A 5,323-nucleotide genomic window follows, 5' to 3' on the forward strand; every position below is an offset into this window, starting at 1 on the left:
GGACCCGGCAGCCGCGCCAGCGTCACCGGCACCGGAAACGGACCCGGCAGCTGCGCCAGCGTCACCAGCACCGGAGACAGACCCGGCAGCTGCGCCGCCAGAGGATCAGGGGGAAACCTCACCAGCGGGACCTTTGTCTTCAAAAGCCGGGACGTCATCTCCCGTATCGCCAACGATTTCGTGGGTGACTGCCGAGCAAACGGCAGCGGTGGGACGCCCGAAACGTTCCGAAACGGGCGCGCCATCACCCGTTTCGCCCACGCTTTCAATCGTGACCGCCGAGCAAACGTCTGTACCCGGCAGGCCCAGGACAACAAACACTAATACGCAGCCAGCTACGTCGCAGAAGGTTTCGCTGGTGGTTGTAGAACAAACCTCGTTGCCTGCCAGGCCAGACGGGCAACAAACCCGTAAGCCAACGCCCGTTTCACCGGCGGTTTCACTGGTGACGGCAGAGCAAACCCCTGCCGTCGGGAGGCCAAAAAAAATGCAGGAGGGGGCCTCGGTGACGCCTCCGGCGGGGGCAGAAAAGCCACTATCCGTGGGCGGTGAGCCAAACACCGGTGCGCCGTTAGCCGTCTCGCCAGCGGTTTCGCTGGTAGCATCGGAACAAACGGCGACGGTTGGCCGGCCAAAAGTACCGGGTGCCGGGCTACCGGCCGCGGTATCGCCCACGATTTCATGGGTAACGTCGGAGCAAACGGCCATGCCTGGACGACCCCGAACGTCAAATACCAATACGCAGCCGCCTTCATCTCAGACGGTGCCGTTAATCGCTGCCCAGCAAAAGGATGTCCCCGGCAGGCCTGATGCACCGGGAGCCGGTGCCCCGTCGCCTGTTACCCCCGAGTTATCGTCGGTGACGGCAGAACAAACACCCGGGCCGGGTAAGCCTCATCCGCCGGAAGTGGGGCCTTCATCAGAGATATCGCAAGCTAAGGAAAATAAAAAATGACCCCCTTTCTCTCATTATTTAGCGGGAGCTGGCACCTTCTGGCCGGTATTGGCATGGTGATAGCGGCCATTGTAGCCAGCTGGTTCGGCGGGAAAAAAACCGGCAAGGTGCAGGAAAAAGCCAAAGCAGAGGTCGAAGCGGCAAAAGTACAAAGTGAGCACGTAGCTGCAGTTGCTGCAAAGCAGGCAAAAAATAGTGAGGAAGCCAAAAATGTACAGGCTGCAAATAATACTCTTAACGATGTCGATGCTCGTCGTAAGCTGCGTGAGTCGGAATACAACGACAAGCAGCCCCGATAGCATAGTGGATTCATCCTGTACGCTTTTCTCCCCTATTAAAACGTACGGGCAGGACTGGCAGCTCATGGACATCAGGACAGTGAAGGAAATAAATGTGCATAACGATACTTGGAATAAAGTCTGCACAAAATAAAAAGGATTACCGCCTTCCAGGAAGGAAAGGGTGGAAAATAATAAGGGCTAAATAACTTTACCTATTTTTATTCACTACAGGCAATTTGCACCTGCTTATTGTCGCGGAGGCTATTATGATTGAAGTTAACTCTTTTGCTGAACTGAGAACGACTGCGCCATCTAAAACTGGCGATCTGGCTATTCTTCGTCGTTATTATAATAACGATAACTACTATCGTGGCGGCGGTAATTTTGTTGGTTATATCACTACGTCTTTGCCTGCGGATAATGGCGGTACGCTGGCTATCGGTAACGGTTTCTACTGGCGTCGCGTGGTGGACGATCCGGATGAGGTGAACCTGTTTCATTTCGGTGCACGCGGTGACGGTGTGAATGACGACACCACGCCGGTTAAAAATATGCTGAACTGGGCGCAGACTTACAATACCAGCATGCGGGACATTGCCGTGCGCTTCCCGGCCGGTAAGTTTCTGGTTAAGCCAATCGATATCTCAGCATCAGAGACGGCGTTCTTCTACATTTTCGGGGACCATAACCCCCATGGGGCTATCCCGCGTACGACCATTGTTTCCGACAAATCGTCATCGCCGGTATTCAAGGTTAAGTCACGACGTACCACCATCAAAGGTATCTGCTGGGATGGTCAGACGGCGGCGGACGTTAAAACCAATACGGGGCTGATTACCGCGGAGATGTGTTCGAATACGCAGCCGTTCTTCGAAAATACCATCGTCGCGGGGCAGTCCGTGCTGCTGGATGGTTTTCGCGCGCAATATTGCGGCGGGACAGTCATCAAGCTGCAGGATACCCTGGACACCAAGTTTAACCAGATCTACACCACAACCACCTACGGCAGGATTTTCGACATCGGTTACTCCAGCACGGCGGCCGGTTCATGGGATCACTCAACGGCCGTGGAGTTGACCAACGCGAACTTTCAGTACAGTTACGGGGATGCGGCCATCTCCATGCCGCGTGTGACGCAGGGGCTTATTTACAACGTCTGGATTGAGCACAGCCGCTTCCCGGGCAACCTGAGGGATGGTCAGTGGATTATCGATGCGCTGAGCGTGGAAGATTGTCCTAACAAGCTGGATATGACCAATAGCCGTGTGCAGCTGCGTCAGCTTAATCTACAAAGCGGCAGTGCGTTAGATTTAAGCTTTGACGACCAGAGCCGCTGGCTCTCCACCTATGAGTACGGCTGGCGCCGTGATGAAAACTACGGTATTTCGCTGAGTGGATCGATTCGGCCCGGCTGGTACTCTGGCTACCGTGTCACCAACAATACCAGCACCGATAAATGGTTTAATTTGGGAAAAATTAACTTCCCGAAAGATAACCTTCAGTGGGTATTTGAAATTATCGGCAAACTGAGTACGGAAGCGCTGGACAGAACGGCGGGCAACCCCACCACCTCTACGGGCTCCTGTCTCACCTGGCTGAATATTTCTCGCTGTTGGAACGGTATTTATGGCGATATGCAGCATAAAGGTTTGCCTTCTGTACTCGACGTAAAGATTAACCGTATCGGCATGACTTACGCGGAAGTCTTTATCAAAGTGAAAGCCAATAGCGGCGATACCTCGTTCAGCCTGCGGGCAACGGGCCCCAGCCGCTTTGACTCCGGCGAATGCTGTTTTTACCAGCCAAGCCTTGTGGAAGTGACCGATACCAACCTGCTTGGTACAACGGTTGTTAATGCCAGGATGAGCCTGCATAACGGACTGGCAGGCGTAGGCGCCAATGAGAAAGGAGTGCTGACGATAGCTACCACTACCGCAACAGCACCTTCGACCACGACAGCCGCAGGCTATGTCACGGTCAACATTAACGGTACAGACCGTAAAATTGCTTACTATTAGCCGCCAAGGCTTTGGCCGCCAGTGATGGCGGCCTTTTTTTTTATAATATCACTTCCGGGCACACCCGATTTCGTCCGCTACTTTTAGCCAGATAAAGCTGTTTATCCGCGCTCTTGATGGCCTCATCCAGCGTCCTGGCATCCACCACCTCCAGCGGGCTGATGCCAATACTGATCGTCACGCTTAAATCTTCCTCGTTCAGCATGATCGTATGCTGCTCAATGCTTTGACGCAGCCGATTGGCGAGCAAAAAAGCGCGAGGCAGCGAGATCTCCTCAATCAAAATCAGAAACTCCTCTCCGCCCATTCGACTCACGATCGCCGTTTGCTGAAGCGTCTGGCGAATACGCTCGACGGTTTGCGCCAGCACATAATCCCCGGCCGCATGACCATAAGTGTCATTGATATTTTTAAAGCGATCGATATCCACAACAAAAGCAACGCCGTTAAAATTATGATCTCTACGCGCCATAAGTGCGTCAAGCCGGGCTGCCAGCCCGCTACGGGTCAGCGCGCCAGTCAACAGATCGTAATCGGCCCGGCGCGTAATGCGCGCCACCAGTTTTTTATTGGCGGTGGCACTAAGGGCAACGATCAGCGGGCTGATCGTCATCGCCGCCACGCCTAACCGCGCGGAAGCCAGGCTGTCGATAAGAAAGAAATCGTCTCTCCCCTGAATCGTTAAGACATTGCTGGCGACCAGGATAATTTCCGTGATGCCCGTGATTAGCGTCAGCATACAGGTGATAAAAAGCGGGTAGCTGACCGCGCACCACATCAGGGCCGGCAGGGGGAAAATCAGGCTGCCGCCACCGCCTACGTTAATCCCGACGGCAAGGGAAATGCCCAGCGAAATCAGCGGCAGCGGAGAAGCCTGACGGCACTCCCTGATCAGCTCATTGATTTCATCGCTACGCGGCAGGGTAATGATCACCGGTAGCAGCAGGATAGAAGTGGAAAGCTGCTCGCAAAACCAGGAGATCCAGCCCTGCAGCAGATCGTCATGGAAATAGTGCTGGCTGGCCACCGATCCAATAATTGCGCACACTGCCGCCCCTACGATGGAGGCCGGAAAAACGCGGTTTAGCGCCGCCTGACGGCGTGAAGAGGAATTGCCGCTCAGCAACACGCCAAGTCCGGTAACGATAAAAGAAAGGTTAGCTGCATCCATGCCCATCGAGGCGGCGACGGGCGTACCAAAAGCGATATCCGCCGTGACCAGTCCGGCATAAACAGCCGCAAAAGTCAGGGCCGAGCTAAACTGGGGAAAGCGAACCAGCATTCCCAGCAGCATCGCGTTGCAGGGCCAAAAAAGAGAAAGAGCAGCATTGGTGCGGCAGTAAAGCCCCAGCATCGCCATACAGAGAGTGATAAAAAATAACAAGATAATCAGGTTGATTTTATATTTGCTTAATGGCATTTCGATGGCTCAAATTTTATTTAAGGCAACGCCGCGAGCACGGCCTGCGCTTATCCTGCTAACCAGAACGGCTGGCTTCCTGACTTTAAAAATATTTATGATTCAAACAGGTAAGGCATCATGCCCCCCGGTGCGGCAATGAAGCAAAGGCAGGCTAAATTAACCATGCGAAAAAACGCGCAAATAATATCCTTATAGTTCGCTGATTTCAATCTTCTGTAACCGTCTTCAGCCTGGCGTGATTGTGCACTTCCCCGGGAAGGTCATGCTATATATACCGAAAAAATGGAGGATGTAAGCATTATTCATCACTGCGTATTTCTGTTTGAGAGCATTCTCACCTCAGACGGTACTAAACCTGCTTCTTTCCGGCGTAAAAAACGGTACGCCGGAAAGAAACATAAGCGCAGGCTACAGTTCGTTTTTAATGCAAAATTCTTCCCAGCTCATTCCCAGTGCAGCAGCGTGCTCGCGTAAATAGGCTTCGATAGCCTCGGCCGCCACGGCTTTATCTGGCTCGGCCAGCTGGATGGCAAATAACATGCCATCCAGCTTTTTCTCACGCGTAAACGCGGCGTAGGCGCGGTCGGTCTGCATACGCTTTAAAGCGGGCAGGGACATACCGAGCGTATCGGCATCCTGTTGGGTC

Annotated in this window: 5 protein-coding genes; 2 read left to right on the forward strand and 3 right to left on the reverse strand. The window is 53.5% G+C overall.

The window, feature by feature from the left end; genetic code table 11:
• Positions 1-105: 105 nt before the first annotated feature.
• A complete protein-coding gene (locus RTK32_RS18435; RefSeq protein WP_312046533.1) occupies positions 106-738 on the reverse strand; it encodes a hypothetical protein in 633 nt (210 codons plus the stop codon).
• 213 nt (positions 739-951) lie between these two features.
• On the opposite strand from RTK32_RS18435, the gene RTK32_RS18440 reads away from it, so the two are divergent.
• Together RTK32_RS18440 and RTK32_RS18445 are read left to right on the forward strand one after the other, a co-directional pair.
• Entirely contained in the window at positions 952-1,254 is a 303-nt protein-coding gene (locus RTK32_RS18440; protein WP_312046535.1) for a hypothetical protein, read from the forward strand.
• A 248-nt stretch (positions 1,255-1,502) separates the two neighbouring features.
• Complete coding sequence (locus RTK32_RS18445) at positions 1,503-3,254, forward strand: amylovoran biosynthesis protein AmsF (protein WP_312046536.1); 1,752 nt, start codon at positions 1,503-1,505, stop codon at positions 3,252-3,254.
• A 40-nt stretch (positions 3,255-3,294) separates the two neighbouring features.
• Here RTK32_RS18445 and RTK32_RS18450 read toward each other — a convergent pair whose 3' ends face one another.
• Both RTK32_RS18450 and RTK32_RS18455 read right to left on the reverse strand, forming a co-directional pair.
• On the reverse strand, positions 3,295-4,674 hold the full coding sequence (locus RTK32_RS18450; protein ID WP_312046538.1) for a diguanylate cyclase: 1,380 nt from the start codon (positions 4,672-4,674) through the stop codon (positions 3,295-3,297).
• A gap of 411 nt (positions 4,675-5,085) precedes the next feature.
• Positions 5,086-5,323: DUF6388 family protein (locus RTK32_RS18455; protein WP_312046540.1), on the reverse strand; the 238-nt coding region annotated here is incomplete at its 5' end.

Source organism: Erwinia sp. (assembly GCF_031978025.1).
Taxonomy (GTDB): domain Bacteria; phylum Pseudomonadota; class Gammaproteobacteria; order Enterobacterales; family Enterobacteriaceae; genus Erwinia.